The sequence below is a fragment of the Rhizobium sp. 268 genome (assembly GCF_036571585.1).
In the GTDB taxonomy this organism is placed as follows: domain Bacteria; phylum Pseudomonadota; class Alphaproteobacteria; order Rhizobiales; family Rhizobiaceae; genus Rhizobium; species Rhizobium redzepovicii.
Window position 1 is genome coordinate 98,600 of the sequence record NZ_JAPPSO010000003.1, and the last position, 14,696, is coordinate 113,295.

Consider the following 14,696-nt stretch of genomic DNA (forward strand, 5'->3'; position numbering starts at 1 on the left):
TTCCGATAGGTTTTGGAGATAGTGATGGAGCTGCGGCATCTCAGGTATTTTCTGGCGGTGGCGGAAGAGGGCAATTTCACCCGTGCCGCCGGCAAGCTCGGCATCGGGCAGCCGCCGCTCAGCCAGCAGATCCGCGACCTGGAGAGGGAAGTGGGTGCGGCGCTGTTTCACCGTGTGCCGCACGGCGCCGAATTGACGGCAGCGGGCGCGGCCTTCCTTGGCGAGGCAAAGGCGTCGCTGGTGGCAGCTGAGAAGGCGAAGCTTGCGGCGCAAAGCGCCAATCGCGGCGAGACCGGCCGGCTGTCGCTCGGCTTCACCGCATCCTCCGCCTTCAACCCCGTGGTCAGCACGACGATTCGACTGTTTCGCGCACGCTGGCCGGAGGTTCGGCTGTCGTTGACGGAAATGAATACGCTGGCGTTGATGCAGAAGCTGGAACGCGGCGAGCTCGACGCCACCTTCATGCGCCCCAGCCTGGACGATCCCGCCGGCATCCGGCTGCGGCGGCTGCCGGACGAGCCGATGGTGATCGCCCTGCCCGCCAGCCATCCTCTGGCAAGACATCGCAGCCTGCCGCTTGCAATGCTGGCGGACGAACCCTTCATCCTCTTTCCCCGGCTCGTGGGCTTGAGCCTCTACGACGATGTCGTGCTCGCCTGCCGCAAGGCGGGATTCGAGCTGACCGTGGCGCAGGAGGCGCCGCAGATTTCCTCGGTCGTCAATCTGGTGGCGGCCGATCTCGGCGTCTCGATCGTGCCGGCCTCGATTTCGCGGATCAAGCTCGAAGGTGTGACCTACCGGCCGATCGAGGGGCCTCCGGCCGTGGCGCGCCTGGCGCTGGCAATCCTGAAAACACATCGCTCGCCGGTCACCGAGAACCTGATGAGCCTGCTGAGCTAAAGCGCGTCGCGATCTTTCAGATTCGCTCTTCGCGCTTTAGGTCTTTGTTTTTGCGCATGTCGTTGTCGCAAAACCGCTGCACACTTTTGCGCGACATGCTCTAGCCCGCCGGATCCCAATAGGGCGGATCGCCAAAACTCTTCTTCAGGTGATCGGCGATGGCACGGAGCTTGGCGGAGGGGTTTCGGCCCTCGGGATGCGCCATATAGATGAATTCGGCCTCCGGCTTGTGACCGACATCGATTTCGGCAAGCCGGCCCTCGCGGATGGCCGGGCCGGCGATGAAGGCGGGCAGCAGCGCAATGCCGAGGCCGGCAATCGCGGCGTCGCGGAGCATGTCGCCATTGTTGATGCCGAGCGCCAGTTTCGCACGGACGACGATCGCACCCTCCGGCGTCTGGAAGCGCCAGTCGGCAACGCCGCGATTGGTGTAGAAGATGCCGCGATGGCTGTTAAGATCGGCCAGCGACGACGGAATTCCCTGGCGGGCGAGATAATCCGGTGAGGCACAGAGAAGACGGCGGCTTCGCGTGAGGTTCCAGGCGACCAGCCGGCTATCGGCGATCGGACCATTGCGGATAATGGCATCATAGCCGTCCGAAGCGGCATCCACCCGCCGATCATCGATATCGAGGGTCAGTTCGATCTCGGGATGTTTGGCGAGAAAGGGATAGAGCGCCGGGCCGAGATGCATGCGGCCAAAGGTGACGGGGGCGGCGATGCGGATCGGGCCTGACAGCGTTCCGCGCCGCTCCGCCATATCGGCCGCGGCCTCCTCGATCTCGCGCACGATGCGCGCAGCCCGCTCCAGGAAGACCGTGCCATCCTCGGTCAAAGTAAGCTTGCGGGTCGTTCGGTGCAGCAGGATGCCGCCGAGCGACTTCTCCAGCTCGGCCAACCTTTCGCTGACGACGGATTTGGACAGCCGAAGACGCCGGGCCGCCTCGCTGACCGAGCCTGCCTCGACCACGGCGACAAAAGCCGCAATGCCTTCTATCCTGATCATCGTTCGGTCTTTCCGAATTCGAATTCCCCGATCTGGAGACTAATCCGAACGAAAGGAAAATGCCATCTTCCATTCAACGGAAGGGACGGCAAGGGCCGCCTCACCTCAACACAGGAGATGGAACCATGAACCGCTTGAACAACAAGGTCGCGATCGTCACCGGCGCAAGCTCCGGCATTGGCCGGGCCACGGCAAAACTCTTCGCCGCCGAAGGCGCCAAGGTCGTCGTCGGCGCCCGCCGTCAAGGCGAACTTGACAGCCTCGTTGCGGAGATCAAGGCGGAGGGCGGCGATGCCGTCGCCATTGCCGGCGACGTGCGCTCGGAAGATTATCACAAGGCGCTGGTCGCCGCCGCCGTGAGAAATTACGGCAAGCTCGATATCGCCTTCAACAATGCCGGCACGCTCGGCGAAGCCGGTGCGAGCACCGCCGTTTCCGAAGCGGGCTTCAGCGAGGCGCTGGCGATCAATCTGACGGCCTCCTTCCTCGCCGCCAAGCACCAGATCGGGGCGATGGTGGAAAATGGCGGCGGCTCGGTGATCTTCACCTCGACCTTCGTCGGCTACAGCTTCGCCTTCCCGGGGGTTGCCGCCTATGCCGCCAGCAAATCCGGCCTGATCGGCCTGACACAGGCGCTTGCCGCCGAATTCGGACAGCAGAGCGTGCGCGTCAATGCCATCCTGCCGGGTGCGGTCGATACCGACATGTATCGGGACATGAACGATACGCCTGAGAAGCAGGCCTTCGTCACCAATCTGCATGCGCTGAAGCGTGTCGCAACACCCGAAGAACTTGCCCGCTCGGTCCTCTACCTCGCCTCCGACGATGCAAGCTTCGTCACCGGTACGGCGTCGCTGGTCGACGGCGGCGCTTCGATCACCCGCACCTGAGGCGGCGCGGCGCGGTTATCCGCTGCGGGTTGATGATCCTTCAACGCGCCGGCTTATCGCGCCGCCTTTTTCAGAGCATTCTCGCATTGAACAAGAACGGGCCACGCCCCAACATTCGGTCAAAGGAACTTCATCATGTCACGCCTGCAGAACAAGACAGCCCTCATCACCGGCGGCACCAGTGGCATCGGCCTCGAGACCACCCGCCAGTTCATCGCTGAAGGTGCCCGCGTCGTCGTTACCGGCAGCAGCGCGGCAAGCGTCGAGGCGGCCCGCGCCGAATTCGGCAGCAAAGCCACCGTCATCCAGGCCGATGCCGGCAATGCGGTCGGCCAGAAGGCCGTCGCCGATAGCGTGAGAGAGACTTTCGGCACGCTCGACATCCTCTTCGTCAACGCCGGGGTCGCCGAATTCGGGCCGCTGGAACAGTGGAGCGAAGCCGCCTTCGACAAGTCGGTTGATATCAACGTTAAGGGCCCATTCTTCCTGATTCAGGCGTTGCTGCCGATTTTTTCGAAGCAGGCTGCGATCGTGCTCAACACTTCGATCAACGCCCATATTGGCATGCCGAATTCCAGCGTCTATTCGCTGACGAAGGGTGCGCTGCTGACGCTTGCCAAGACATTGTCGGGCGAACTCATCGGCCGCGGCATCCGCGTCAACGCCCTCAGCCCCGGTCCGATCGCCACGCCGCTCTACAGCAAGCTCGGCGCTTCGCAAGCCCAATCGGAGTCGATGACTGCGCAGATCCAGGCCCAGATTCCCGTCGGCCGTTTCGGAACCCCCGGCGAAGTCGCCAAGACGATCGTTTTCCTCGCCTCCGATGAGGCGGCCTATATCGTCGGCAGCGAACTCATCATCGACGGCGGGATGAGCAACCTCTGACCCACGAGTGCGGCGGAGACTGGCTGCCGCCGCAGCTTGCCCGCCTCGGCATGGCGATCGCGATCGTCATGCGGCGGCTTCCGGAGTAGCTCCGATGCCTGTCGCCCTCGCGATTGCATGTTCTCCGCCAAAGGCTTAGGGTCGGGACCGGTCAATAAGGCGACGGGAAGAAAGCCATGGCTCTCAGCGGCAAACGCATCCTCCTCATCATCTCCGGCGGCATCGCCGCCTATAAGAGCCTGGATCTGATCCGCCGGCTGCGCGAGCGCGGCGCCAGCGTGCGCCCGGTGATGACCAAGGGCGCCCAGGAATTCGTCACGCCGCTGGCCGTCGGCGCGCTGGCGGCTGACCATGTTTTCCTCGATCTGTTTTCGCGTGAAGACGAGCAGGATGTTGGCCACATCAGGCTGGCGCGCGACTGCGACCTCGTGCTGATTGCCCCGGCCACCGCCGACCTGATGGCGAAGATGGCAAACGGGCTGGCCGACGATCTCGCCTCGACCGTGCTTTTGGCGACGGACAGGCCGGTGCTCGCGGCACCGGCGATGAACCCCAGAATGTGGGCGCATCCGGCGACGCGGCGCAATGCGGCGCTGCTCCGGGCAGACGGCATCCGCTTCGTCGGGCCGATGGCCGGCGAGATGGCCGAAAGCCGCGAGGCCGGGCTCGGCCGGATGGCGGAGCCGCTGGAGATCGTCGCGGCCGCCGAAACCATGCTCGACGACGGGGAGAAACCGCTGAAGGGACGCAAGGCGATCGTCACCTCAGGCCCGACGCATGAGCCGATCGACCCGGTGCGTTATATCGCCAACCGCTCCTCCGGTCGGCAGGGGCATGCGATCGCCGCCGCCCTTGCCAAACTGGGAGCCGAGGTGACGCTGGTCTCGGGTCCTGTGACGATTGCCGACCCTGTCGGCGTCAACACCGTGCATGTCGAACGGGCGGAGGAAATGCGCGACGCCGTGCTGGCGGCGCTGCCGGCCGACATCGCCGTCATGGTCGCGGCTGTGGCCGATTGGCGGGTGGCCTCGGCCGCCGACCAGAAGCTGAAGAAACATCCGGGCGAATCCATTCCGACGCTGGCGCTGACCGAGAACCCCGATATCCTCAAAACCGTCGGCCATCATACGATGCGGCCGAAGCTGGTGATCGGCTTTGCCGCCGAGACGCAGGACGTCGAAAGCAATGCAAAGGCGAAACTCGAGCGGAAGGGCGCCGACATGATCGTCGCCAATGACGTCTCGCCCGCCACCGGCATCATGGGCGGCAGCCGCAACAGCGTCAAACTCATTCGCCGCGACGGCGTCGAGCAATGGCCTGATCTGGCGAAGGAAGAGGTTGCCGAAAGGCTCGCGGCGCTGATCGCCAAGCAACTGAGCTAATCGCCTGCGGCTCCGCTGCTGCCAGGCGTTTAGGCAGGAATGGCCACGCGCTGGGGCTTTGCGGCACTCCGCTTCTCCGGCCGGAAGTCGGCGACATTGATGCCATCTTTACCGACGGTGACGGCGCTGCCATCGGGAATTTCCGCCCAGGCATCGACATCGTCGTTCAACGGCTCGGAGACGAGGCAATAGCCGGCGCTTGCAGGTGAGGCATAAAGCGTCGGCGCCTTGCGATCGGTGGCATAGCGGATCGCATAGAGCGTCTTGCCGTCGGAGAAGGCGGCAGTGAAGCGCAGCACAATCGAGCCGAGGATGCTTTCGGCCAGATCCTCGACAAAACCGACCATCTGGGCCATCGCAGCGATCGGCGCCTCGCGCAGGCCGAATTGCAGCGCCAGCAGAAACATCAGCTCGGAATCGGTCGTGCCGCCGCGGGCGTTGAACAACTCGTCGTCGAGCATCGCTTCCATCGGCCGGCGCAGGCGCTCGAATCCTGAAATCTGGCCGTTGTGCATGAAGGACCAGGTGTCATGCGTGAAGGGGTGGCAATTGTCGCGGCGCGTGCCGCCGCCGGTGGCGGCGCGGACATGGGCGAGAAAGAGTGGCGAGCGGATCTGCCGCGCCAGGCTCTTCAGATTGCAATCCGACCAAGCCGGCAGGATATCGCGGTAGCGGCCGGGCTCGGGCCTGTCGCCATACCAGGCGATGCCGAAACCGTCGCCATTGGTCGCCGTCTTGGCGCGGGTAGCGCAATGCGACTGCTCGATCAGCGAATGGGCGGGCGAGGATACCAGCTCCTCGAGATAGAGAGGGTCTCCGCGATAGGCTGCCCAGCGACACATGGCTTTCTTGCTCCGGACCCCGCCGCCGCACCGGCGGGCATGCTGAAATTGTCTGTCGTCGCGGCTAATAACAGCTTAACGCGCCGCCGATTTGCAAGCGCAAGATGACGGATTCATGACTCTGGCATCTTCAAATTCGGCGAAAGTCTGTGTCCTTTTGTGAACATACGGATTGCCTTGCGGCAGCGCGTTGCACGGATTTGTTCTTGCATCTGAAAAGAATCAGCCTACCTTTGACCTATCAGCAACAGAAAGAAAGGAAGGTGATCCAATGTCTAATGAGATTTCGGACCTCGTAACGGGCATGGGAGAGGTGATGAAAGCGAGGCAGCCCTCGCTGTAATCCCGCCTTCCTGGGGCTGCGTAGACAGCCCAGGCCAGTTTGAGGCCAAACTCATGGAAAGGGTCGCCGAGGCGGCCCTTTTTATTGCCCTGATATAAGATCGTTGACGGACCATCGAAATCCCGCTACTCATAAAGTCATCAGATGACTTTATGAGTAGCGGGATGCGTGCAATCAGCAGGACCAATCTCGCGGATGATGCCGTCGAGGCGATCCGCAGCGATATTCTCGGCAAACGCTGGGCGGTCGGCGAGAAATTGCCGAATGAAGCCTCGCTGTCTGCCATGCTCTCGGTAAGCCGCGGCACGGTGCGCGAGGCGGTGCGGGTTCTCGTGTCGCAGGGTTATCTCGAAACAAGGCAGGGTTCGGGAACCTATGTGCGGGCGACCAGCGATGTCGGCCGGCCGCTGACCATGGCCCGGCGCGCCAGCCTGCGCGACCAGTTCGAGGCTCGCCTGGCGCTCGACGTCGAGGCCGCGCGGCTGACCGCGCTTCGCAAGACGCCGGAGACGGTTGCCGGGCTTCGCCGGCTGCTTGCCGAACGCGGCAGTTACGACGGCGGCGATCAGGCCGCCTTCATCGAACGCGACCTCGCCTTCCACAAGGCCGTCATCGCCGCTTCGGGCAACCGGGCGATGATCGAGATCTACGATTTCTTCTCGGCCTCGATCGCCGATACCATCGCGGCGACGCTCGGGAAGGATATTCCTGAACCGGATATGCAGGCGCATGCCGATATCGTCGACGCCATCGAAACCGGCGATCCGGACAGGGCGGATTTGGCTGTGCGCCGCTTCATGGCGCCGGTTCTTGCCGCCCTCGACCGGATGATCCTGTCATGAACACGCCTTCCCGCGATCTCGCCGCCACGCTCGACCCGTCCGACGAACTGCTGATCGATGCCGAGGCCGGCAGCCTGCCGCCGCCGCAGGCAACACCGGTCCGCGGAGCCGCGGATCGTTTCCTGCTTGGCGCCAGCCTTGTGCTGATCGCCTTCAACCTGCGCCCGGTCTTTTCGAGCGCTTCGGCGCTGCTGCCGGAGATCCGCTCGGAACTTGGTCTCACCGCGCTCGGCGCCAGCCTGCTGACGACGCTGCCGGTCGTCTGCCTCGGCGCATTCTCGCCGCTTGCACCGCGTCTTGCCCAACGCCTCGGTTCCGAACGGACGCTACTCGGCGTCATCCTGCTTCTGACCCTTGGCACCGCTTTGCGCGGGCTCTCCTCCGTACCGCTGCTTTTTATCGGCACGGCGCTGGCAGGCGCCTGCATCGCCGTCGGCAACGTGCTGCTGCCGGGGCTGGTGAAGCGGGATTTTGCCGGGCGCGCCGCGCTGATGACCGGCTTCTACACCATGGCGCTCTGCGCGGGTGCGGCCAGTGCGGCCGGGCTGACGCTGCCGATCGAACACGCGCTCGGCGGCTCTCTCCAAGGCGCGCTCGCCATCTGGGCACTGCCGGCGCTCGTCGTCGGGCTGATCTGGCTGCCGCAGGTTCTGCGCAGCGGAGGCAAGGCAAGGCGAAACGGATTTCATGTCAAAGGCCTCTGGCGGGATCGGCTCGCCTGGCAGGTGACGCTGTTCATGGGTCTGCAATCCGCACTTGCCTATTGCGTCTTCGGCTGGCTGGTTCCGATCCTGCGCGAGCGCGGCCTCGACGGCGTCACCGCCGGGGCGATCGTATCGCTCTCGGTGATGGTGCAGGCCGCATCCTGCCTGATCGTGCCGCATATCGCCGTGCGCGGGAAAGACCAGCGGCTGATCAATGCGAGCCTTTGCGGCGTCGCCGTCACCGCTCTGCTCGGCCTGCTCTTTGCGCCGCTGTCGACCGTCTGGCTCTGGGCTGTGCTGCAGGGCATCGGCCAGGGCGGGCTGATCGCGGCGGCGATGACGACGATCGTGCTGCGGTCGCGCGATCCCGATGTCGCCGCCCATCTCTCCGGCATGGCGCAGTGCGTCGGTTACCTGCTTGCATCAATCGGCCCGCTCATCGTCGGCCTCATCCGCGGCTGGACCGGCAGCTTTTCCTGGTGCGCCGCCCTCTTCGTCGCGCTTGGGCTCGGAGCCGCGATCAACGGCTGGAAGGCCGGCCGGTCGATCGAGATCGATGTTCATGCCGTGGAGAAGGTGAGCTGAGCCCTCACCGGCCCATCACCATCTCTTGATGCCGGTCGCCGGCCGCGGATGTTACGCTATCTCTAGAGCGCGTCGCATCAAACTTGTTTCACGCGATGCGCTTTAGCTCTTTGTTCTTACGCATGCCGTTGCCGTAAAACTGCTGCACGCTTTTGCGCGACATGCTTTAGCTGCAGCCCGTACCGCCGGAGGAGACATCTTGCGTTTACGACCTCTGTTTCTGTTTGCAGCGCTGGCGGTGTCGCTGGCCCCTGCCCTTTCCTCGGCTGAGGAAAGCACCCAACCCGGGGCAAATGTCGAGCGCAGCGCGCGCGACGGCGTGCTGAAGCTGCTGCCGGCCGATTCCGTCACCGAGCACGAAATGACGATCGGCGGCCGGAAGTTTGCCTATACCGCAACCGCCGGCACGCTCGATCTCTTCGGCCAGGACGGCGCGCCGACCGGCGCCATCTTCTACACCGCCTATGTCGCGAAAGGCGGCGGCCCGGGCCGGCCCCTGACCTTCGCCTTCAACGGCGGCCCGGGTGCGGCTTCCGCCTTCCTGCATCTCGGGCTGGTCGGGCCCAAGGTGCTCGATTTCGGGCCTCAGGCGCGCGACGGCGCGCATGCGCAGCTCGTCGACAACCCACAGAGCTGGCTTGAGTTCACCGATCTCGTGCTGATCGATCCGATCGGCACCGGCTGGAGCCGGACGGTGAAGGCCGACGACGCCTCCAATTATTACAACGTCAACGCGGACGCTCAGAGCATCGCCAAGGCGATCGCGCTTTATGTCGCGCACAACAACCGCTCCAACGCGCCGAAATATCTTCTCGGCGAGAGCTATGGCGGCTTCCGCGCCGCCAAGGTCGCCTCGGCGCTGCAGGAAAGCCAGGGCATTATCGTCGCCGGCGCGGTGATGCTGTCGCCCCTGCTCGAGGGCCAGTTGATGTTCAACGCCGATCAGTTCCCGCTCGGCGCAGCACTGGAGCTGCCGTCGCTGGCGGCGGCCGAACTCGACCGGCACAACGCCTTTGACGAAGGGAAGCTGCGCGAAGCGGAAACCTTCGCGCTTGGGGATTATCTGACGACGCTCGCCGGGCCGCCGCCGACGGGCGCCAATGCCGCCGCCTTCTATGGCAGGATTGCCGGGTTGACGGGCATCCCTGAGGATATCGTCACGCGCAACCGCGGCTTCCTCGGCAACTCCTTCGTCAAACATTCCGACGGGGGCAACGGCGAAGTGATGAGCCCTTACGACGCCTCTTTTGCGGCCCCCGACGCCTATCCTGAATCGGATTACGACCGCGGCGACGACGCCATTCTCGATGGCTTCGCCCGCGCCTATGGCGGCGCCTTTGCCGACTATGCCCGCAACCAACTCGGCTTCAAAACCGAGATGACCTATTCGCTGCTCGACAGCGATATCAGCCGGCGCTGGGAATGGGGCAGCGGACGCGGCGGCGGATCGCGCTTCCAGGCAAGTGCGACCGATGACATCAGGCAGCTGCTTGCCTCGAACACGGCCTTCCATCTTTTGATCGCGCATGGCTACAGCGATCTGGTGACGCCCTACGGCGTCAGCCGCTACGTGGTCGACCACTTGCCGCCATCGCTTAGCGGCGGCCGCGTCGGGCTGAAACTTTATCGCGGCGGCCATATGTTCTATACCAAGGCCGATCAACGGGCCGCCTTCACGGCGGATGCCAAGGCCTTCTACGCCACGCACCCGGCCGCGCAGCCGGCGGATTGAGGAAATGCGGATGCATATCACCGGAGGATGCCATTGCGGCGCCATCCGCTATCAGGCGGAGATCGAGCCGGAGCGGGTGTCGATCTGCCATTGCACCGATTGCCAGCGGCTGACCGGCTCTGCCTATCGCATCACCGCGCCGGCGCGGCCGGGAAGTTTCGAGCTCACCTCAGGCGAGCCGCGCGGCTATGCAAAATACGGCGACAGCGGCGGCCTCAGCCGGCAATTCTTCTGCCCGAACTGCGGATCGCCGCTCTACCGCACGGATGGCGACGGCGGCGCGATCGGCATCCGCCTCGGCGGCATCGACCAGCGGCGGGAACTCACCCCGAGGAAGCAGATATGGTGCCGCTCGGCCTTGCCCTGGGTGGAGAATATCGAGCCGCTGCCACGGTCCGACGGCGAAGACTGAGAAACATTCGGCGCGACCCCTTGCCTTGCTCTTGTCGCAACCGGACGCCGCGTCGGATCTTTGAATATCGCCGCGCCGCAGGTCCGCGTTTGACCTGGCGAAATGTCAACGCAATGTATTCATTCGCAAAAAACGGAAAAAATTCTGCTAAGGTTCAGTACAGATCCCCCATTAGCTCAAACTTGCTAAGTGCAAATTCGCCCAACTTATAGTATAAAAGAAAGCGGAGGGGAATTGCATGGCGTATTCGGTGGGGGTTTTATAGTCATAAATGTCTTTATTCCGGATTTTACAAACTCTTTCTTGCATTTTAAGAGGATGTAATATTTGGAGTTGTCGTTATGGCAACCTCTGTACATGGACTTTGGTCTTAATCCACCGACGGACTTTGGTCTTAATGCCCTCCAACTGACTGGCGCCCTCCATCGGCGAGACAATCGCGACTCGATGGAAAGCAGCAAGTTCGATGCGCGGGGGGAGACCTGCCGGGTGCATTCGGCGCCCGGGGCCTGGACCCCTGCGACTCTAACCGAGGGAGCATCTCCATGGCACTCGACATCACAACCCAGGACATCGTCATCGACGAAAGCGCCAATTTGCAGGACGACGACATCGATCCGCTGCTTGCGCCGCACAGCACCAACACAACGCTGCAATACATGTTGGGCCTCGATGGCTCGGGCGGGCTATCCTCACCTGAAGTCGCCTACCAGTCCAACTTCGTCGTCGCCTCGGCGAGCGCAGGGGAAACCATCACCTCGGTGGTTCTCACGCAGAATTCTTCCGGGACCCCGTTTTCCACCACCGTCGGCGTCAACAGCAACATCCGCACGGTCGACGGCAATTATGTCTGGCTGTTCCAGAGCGCAACGAATGCAAACGTCGTGATCGGCGTCATCGGTACCTCTGATCCGCTCGCCGAACCCGCCGAGACGGGACCGCTTGCCTTCTCGCTCGGACTGATCGGCACCGGCGCCACCCATGACCTCTATACGGTCCAATACGTGCCGCTGCTCCATCCCGACGCAACCAACCCCGACGACCGCATCGATCTGACCAATAAGGTATTTGCCTCGGTCACAGGGACCACGGTGGTCAATTTCAGCCAGCTTGACGACGCACCCTCCGGACACAACGACTGGTACATCCTCGACGCCGACACAGGCAGCACACAGAAGATTCTCGTGACGGCTCACGACGAAGGCGCGCAGGCGGAAGTCAATGTCAGCACGCAGGGCCTGGGCGTCGCCTCTCAAGATGTGCGCTTCGGCCGTGAGCTTCAAATCGACTTGATCAGCGGCGGCACCCAGAGCGCGGGCAAGGACTTTACCGATACGCCAACCGCGCCTGATTACACCGCTCACATCGAAAACGTCTCGAGCGCCGGCTTCTCGGTTTCGCAATCGACTCCGACCGGCACCGTCGCTGACATCGAGATCCACGCCTACAATAACGACGACAATGCCGAGGGCTCCGCATTCCCGGGTGACGATAACGATACCGAGATCAATATAACCGGCGTGACGTTCAAGCTGAACGGTGTGGCAACAACGGCGGCCGCACTCGGCATCACGGTCAATCTCAGCGGCAATGGACTGATTCTCGAAAATGTCGGCGAGGGCGTGACGATCGATTTCACCACTGCAGGCGGGGCCGGCGGAACCTTCGACCGCTTCACCATCAAGAACATCGACACGGAGAAAGACTTCTTCGACGTCAAGGAGGTGCACTACGGCGGCGAGGTCAGCAATGCTCACAACGAAGAGGTCGGCTCCTTCATCAATTTCGACGATGACGGACCGACGATCACGGCAACCGGCAGCCCGCCGAACCTGACGGTCGACGAGACTATCCTTGCGACCAATGCCAGCGACGACTTCTCGACCTTCTTCACCTCAAATGCCGGGGCCGATGGCGACGCCATCACCTACTCGCTTGGCATCAGCCAGGTCACCAATGGCAGCGGCCTCACCGATACGGCAACCAACCAGTCCGTGCTGCTGTTCCTCGAAAGCGGCAGTGTCGTCGGCCGCGCCGGATCCGCCGCCGGCGCAATTGTCTTCACCGTCAGCGTCAGTGCTGCCGGCGTCGTCACCCTCGACCAGCAACGGGCGATCTTCCATGCCGACGCCACCAACCCGGATGACAGCCGAACCCTGGCAGCCGACGACCTCATCACCCTGACGGCGACCATCACCGACAAGGACGGCGATCACGCCCCGGCCACCCACAATATCGGCCAGAACCTCATCTTCAAGGATGACGGGCCGGCGATCACGGCAACCGGCAGCCCGCCGAACCTGACGGTCGACGAGACTATCCTTGCGACCAACGCGCCGGGCGACTTCTCGACCTTCTTCACCTCAAATGCCGGGGCCGACGGCGACGGCATCACCTATGCGCTCGGCATCAGCCAGGTCACCAATGTCAGCGGCCTCACCGACACGGCAACCGGTCAGTCCGTGCTGCTCTTCCTCGAAGGTGGCAACGTCGTTGGTCGCGCTGGATCGGCCGCCGGCGCCATCGTCTTCACCGTCAGCGTCAGTGCTGCCGGCGTCGTCACCCTCGACCAGCAACGGGCGATCATCCACGCCGATGCCGCCAACCCAGATGACAGCCGGACCCTGGCGGCCGACGACCTCATCACCCTGACCGCGACCATCACCGACAAGGACGGCGATCAGGCAACCGCCACCCACAATATCGGCCAGAACCTCAATTTCGAGGACGACGGGCCGACGATCACCGTGCCGTTTGACGGCAACCCCGCTCTCGCAGGCACCCAGCACGAAACCCTCGCCAACGTGCTCAACGCCTCGGCGAGCGGAGCCTTCGGCTACGATATCGGCGCTGATATTCACCCAGCCGCTTTCTACACCGGCGGCGGCTCCGACTTTGTCGACCAGAATGGCGTAACGGCCGGCGTCCAGATCGGACTGACCGGCACGATCACCGGCGGCGGCGGAGGCAATCTCCTCACCTCGAATGTGACGCTGGCGTCGGAGAGCCTCACCTCAGCGACGTTCAACTTCACCTTCACCTACGACAGAGATCCGGCTGCCGGCACCCAGACAGGCACGGGAGGCGGCACCCTCGTCTTCGATAAGGTCGCCGACACCTATACCATCAACCTGACCGACCCGCTCGAAGGCTTCAGTTTCGACGTGCTCCATACGAGCGAGCTGCTGTCCAAGCAGCCGACGAGCAATGTCGGCCACCCGCCGATCGTGCTGGAAAAGCTGCAGGCAGATGACTCGAATACACCTGCCGATGAAGACTTCTATGTGCAGTTCACCGGCAACCTGGTCAACAAGGCCAACCCGTTCGGCTAGACGAGCAATGGCCAAGGCTCGTCCACTGACACCACCTTCACCATCGGCGGTCACGAGATGGTGAGCAACGGGAATGAGACGTGGGTGTCTGCAACACAGAGCACCAACGGCGTCGCCGGCGACACGATCCAAAAAGACGAACTGCTCACCTTGCGGTTCTTCAACAGCGATGTCGGTATCTCCAATGAGGCCACCACCCCGACAGCGACCGCCGGCACGATGGCGATCAAATTCGACGGCATCGGCAACAGCGAAGACCTGATGCTGATCCTCAACCTGATCGACAAGAACGGCGCCGACAACATCGCCGGCAACGGAGACGATAATACGACGATCACGCGGGCCATGTATGTGTCGAACGCCGACATCTACAAGACGGGGCAAGTGCCGGCCCCCTACAGCAGCGAGTTCACGCTCGACAACAATGACGGCCTCGTGATCGTCGAGCAGAACGACTACAACGCGACCGGCGAAGACTACGTGCTCCAGGGCGTGCAGATCATGCAGTCGGGCAACGGCATCACCGGCAACAACACAGCGATCGACCTGGTGCGGACGACCGGCGCCAACGGCGGCAGCAATGCGACCGCCGGCCTGGTAAATTTCGACGGCGCCGACAACGACGTGCTGAAGATCACCGACATCGGCTTCACCTCAACCGTCAGCCAGACACCGGATGCCAACCTCGACTTCGCCTTCCAGGTGGTCGATGCGGACGGAGACCAGACGGTGATGCAGCACATACTTGTCGACGTCGCCTGACATGTAACCAACGGGGGCAGCATTCGCTGCCCCCGTCATCCATTGCGCAAAGTGTCATCTCGAGTACAGAGCCATAAAA

The 14,696-nt window shown here is 63.2% G+C and carries 12 protein-coding genes; 10 read left to right on the top strand and 2 right to left on the bottom strand.

The genetic code is table 11. The annotated features are described in order from the left end of the window. The first annotated feature begins 24 nt into the window (after positions 1 to 24). Positions 25 to 900, top strand: a complete 876-nt coding sequence (locus OS035_RS06995; protein WP_131710685.1) for a LysR family transcriptional regulator — start codon at positions 25 to 27, stop codon at positions 898 to 900. Between the two features lie 100 nt (positions 901 to 1,000). On the opposite strand, the gene OS035_RS07000 is transcribed toward OS035_RS06995, so the two are convergent. Continuing rightward, positions 1,001 to 1,906 (bottom strand): LysR family transcriptional regulator, encoded by a 906-nt coding sequence (locus OS035_RS07000; RefSeq protein ID WP_097624626.1) that lies wholly within the window; start codon positions 1,904 to 1,906, stop codon positions 1,001 to 1,003. A gap of 125 nt (positions 1,907 to 2,031) precedes the next feature. On the opposite strand from OS035_RS07000, the gene OS035_RS07005 reads away from it, so the two are divergent. The 3 genes from OS035_RS07005 (at position 2,032) to coaBC (ending at position 5,063) form a co-directional block, all read left to right on the top strand. Next, positions 2,032 to 2,796 (top strand): SDR family oxidoreductase, encoded by a 765-nt coding sequence (locus OS035_RS07005; protein ID WP_331813570.1) that lies wholly within the window; start codon positions 2,032 to 2,034, stop codon positions 2,794 to 2,796. Positions 2,797 to 2,931: 135 nt separating this feature from the next. Further along, positions 2,932 to 3,681, top strand: coding sequence for an SDR family oxidoreductase (locus tag OS035_RS07010; protein WP_331813571.1), 750 nt, complete (start codon positions 2,932 to 2,934; stop codon positions 3,679 to 3,681). 176 nt (positions 3,682 to 3,857) lie between these two features. Beyond that, positions 3,858 to 5,063 carry a bifunctional phosphopantothenoylcysteine decarboxylase/phosphopantothenate--cysteine ligase CoaBC gene (gene coaBC / locus OS035_RS07015; RefSeq protein WP_331813572.1) on the top strand — a complete coding sequence of 402 codons (1,206 nt, stop codon included), beginning with the start codon at positions 3,858 to 3,860 and terminating at the stop codon, positions 5,061 to 5,063. Between the two features lie 29 nt (positions 5,064 to 5,092). Here coaBC and OS035_RS07020 read toward each other — a convergent pair whose 3' ends face one another. Continuing rightward, positions 5,093 to 5,905 (bottom strand): class II glutamine amidotransferase, encoded by an 813-nt coding sequence (locus OS035_RS07020; RefSeq protein ID WP_097624622.1) that lies wholly within the window; start codon positions 5,903 to 5,905, stop codon positions 5,093 to 5,095. Positions 5,906 to 6,412: 507 nt separating this feature from the next. On the opposite strand from OS035_RS07020, the gene OS035_RS07025 reads away from it, so the two are divergent. The 6 genes from OS035_RS07025 (at position 6,413) to OS035_RS07050 (ending at position 14,617) form a co-directional block, all read left to right on the top strand. Further along, entirely contained in the window at positions 6,413 to 7,090 is a 678-nt protein-coding gene (locus OS035_RS07025; protein WP_183779107.1) for a FadR/GntR family transcriptional regulator, read from the top strand. Then, positions 7,087 to 8,379, top strand: coding sequence for a CynX/NimT family MFS transporter (locus OS035_RS07030; protein WP_331813573.1), 1,293 nt, complete (start codon positions 7,087 to 7,089; stop codon positions 8,377 to 8,379). The genes OS035_RS07025 and OS035_RS07030 overlap by 4 nt, the downstream gene beginning before the upstream one ends. A 199-nt stretch (positions 8,380 to 8,578) precedes the next feature. After that, positions 8,579 to 10,111 carry a S10 family peptidase gene (locus OS035_RS07035; RefSeq protein ID WP_131710686.1) on the top strand — a complete coding sequence of 511 codons (1,533 nt, stop codon included), beginning with the start codon at positions 8,579 to 8,581 and terminating at the stop codon, positions 10,109 to 10,111. Positions 10,112 to 10,121: 10 nt separating this feature from the next. Next, positions 10,122 to 10,523, top strand: coding sequence for a GFA family protein (locus OS035_RS07040; RefSeq protein ID WP_183779103.1), 402 nt, complete (start codon positions 10,122 to 10,124; stop codon positions 10,521 to 10,523). A 545-nt stretch (positions 10,524 to 11,068) separates the two neighbouring features. Then, positions 11,069 to 13,855 (top strand): DUF5801 repeats-in-toxin domain-containing protein, encoded by a 2,787-nt coding sequence (locus OS035_RS07045; protein ID WP_331813574.1) that lies wholly within the window; start codon positions 11,069 to 11,071, stop codon positions 13,853 to 13,855. Between the two features lie 84 nt (positions 13,856 to 13,939). Continuing rightward, the gene (locus OS035_RS07050; RefSeq protein ID WP_331813575.1) at positions 13,940 to 14,617 is read left to right on the top strand and encodes a hypothetical protein; all 678 of its coding nucleotides are present in this window, start codon (positions 13,940 to 13,942) and stop codon (positions 14,615 to 14,617) included. Positions 14,618 to 14,696 lie beyond the last annotated feature (79 nt).

Coding starts and splice junctions, on each gene's coding strand:
- OS035_RS07010 (WP_331813571.1), top strand. CDS start 2,932: ATGTCACGCCTGCAGAACAAGACAGCCCTCATCACCGGCGGCACCAGT.
- OS035_RS07020 (WP_097624622.1), bottom strand. CDS start 5,905: ATGTGTCGCTGGGCAGCCTATCGCGGAGACCCTCTCTATCTCGAGGAG.
- OS035_RS07045 (WP_331813574.1), top strand. CDS start 11,069: ATGGCACTCGACATCACAACCCAGGACATCGTCATCGACGAAAGCGCC.
- OS035_RS07000 (WP_097624626.1), bottom strand. CDS start 1,906: ATGATCAGGATAGAAGGCATTGCGGCTTTTGTCGCCGTGGTCGAGGCA.
- OS035_RS07005 (WP_331813570.1), top strand. CDS start 2,032: ATGAACCGCTTGAACAACAAGGTCGCGATCGTCACCGGCGCAAGCTCC.
- OS035_RS07040 (WP_183779103.1), top strand. CDS start 10,122: ATGCATATCACCGGAGGATGCCATTGCGGCGCCATCCGCTATCAGGCG.
- OS035_RS06995 (WP_131710685.1), top strand. CDS start 25: ATGGAGCTGCGGCATCTCAGGTATTTTCTGGCGGTGGCGGAAGAGGGC.
- OS035_RS07030 (WP_331813573.1), top strand. CDS start 7,087: ATGAACACGCCTTCCCGCGATCTCGCCGCCACGCTCGACCCGTCCGAC.
- coaBC (WP_331813572.1), top strand. CDS start 3,858: ATGGCTCTCAGCGGCAAACGCATCCTCCTCATCATCTCCGGCGGCATC.
- OS035_RS07025 (WP_183779107.1), top strand. CDS start 6,413: ATGCGTGCAATCAGCAGGACCAATCTCGCGGATGATGCCGTCGAGGCG.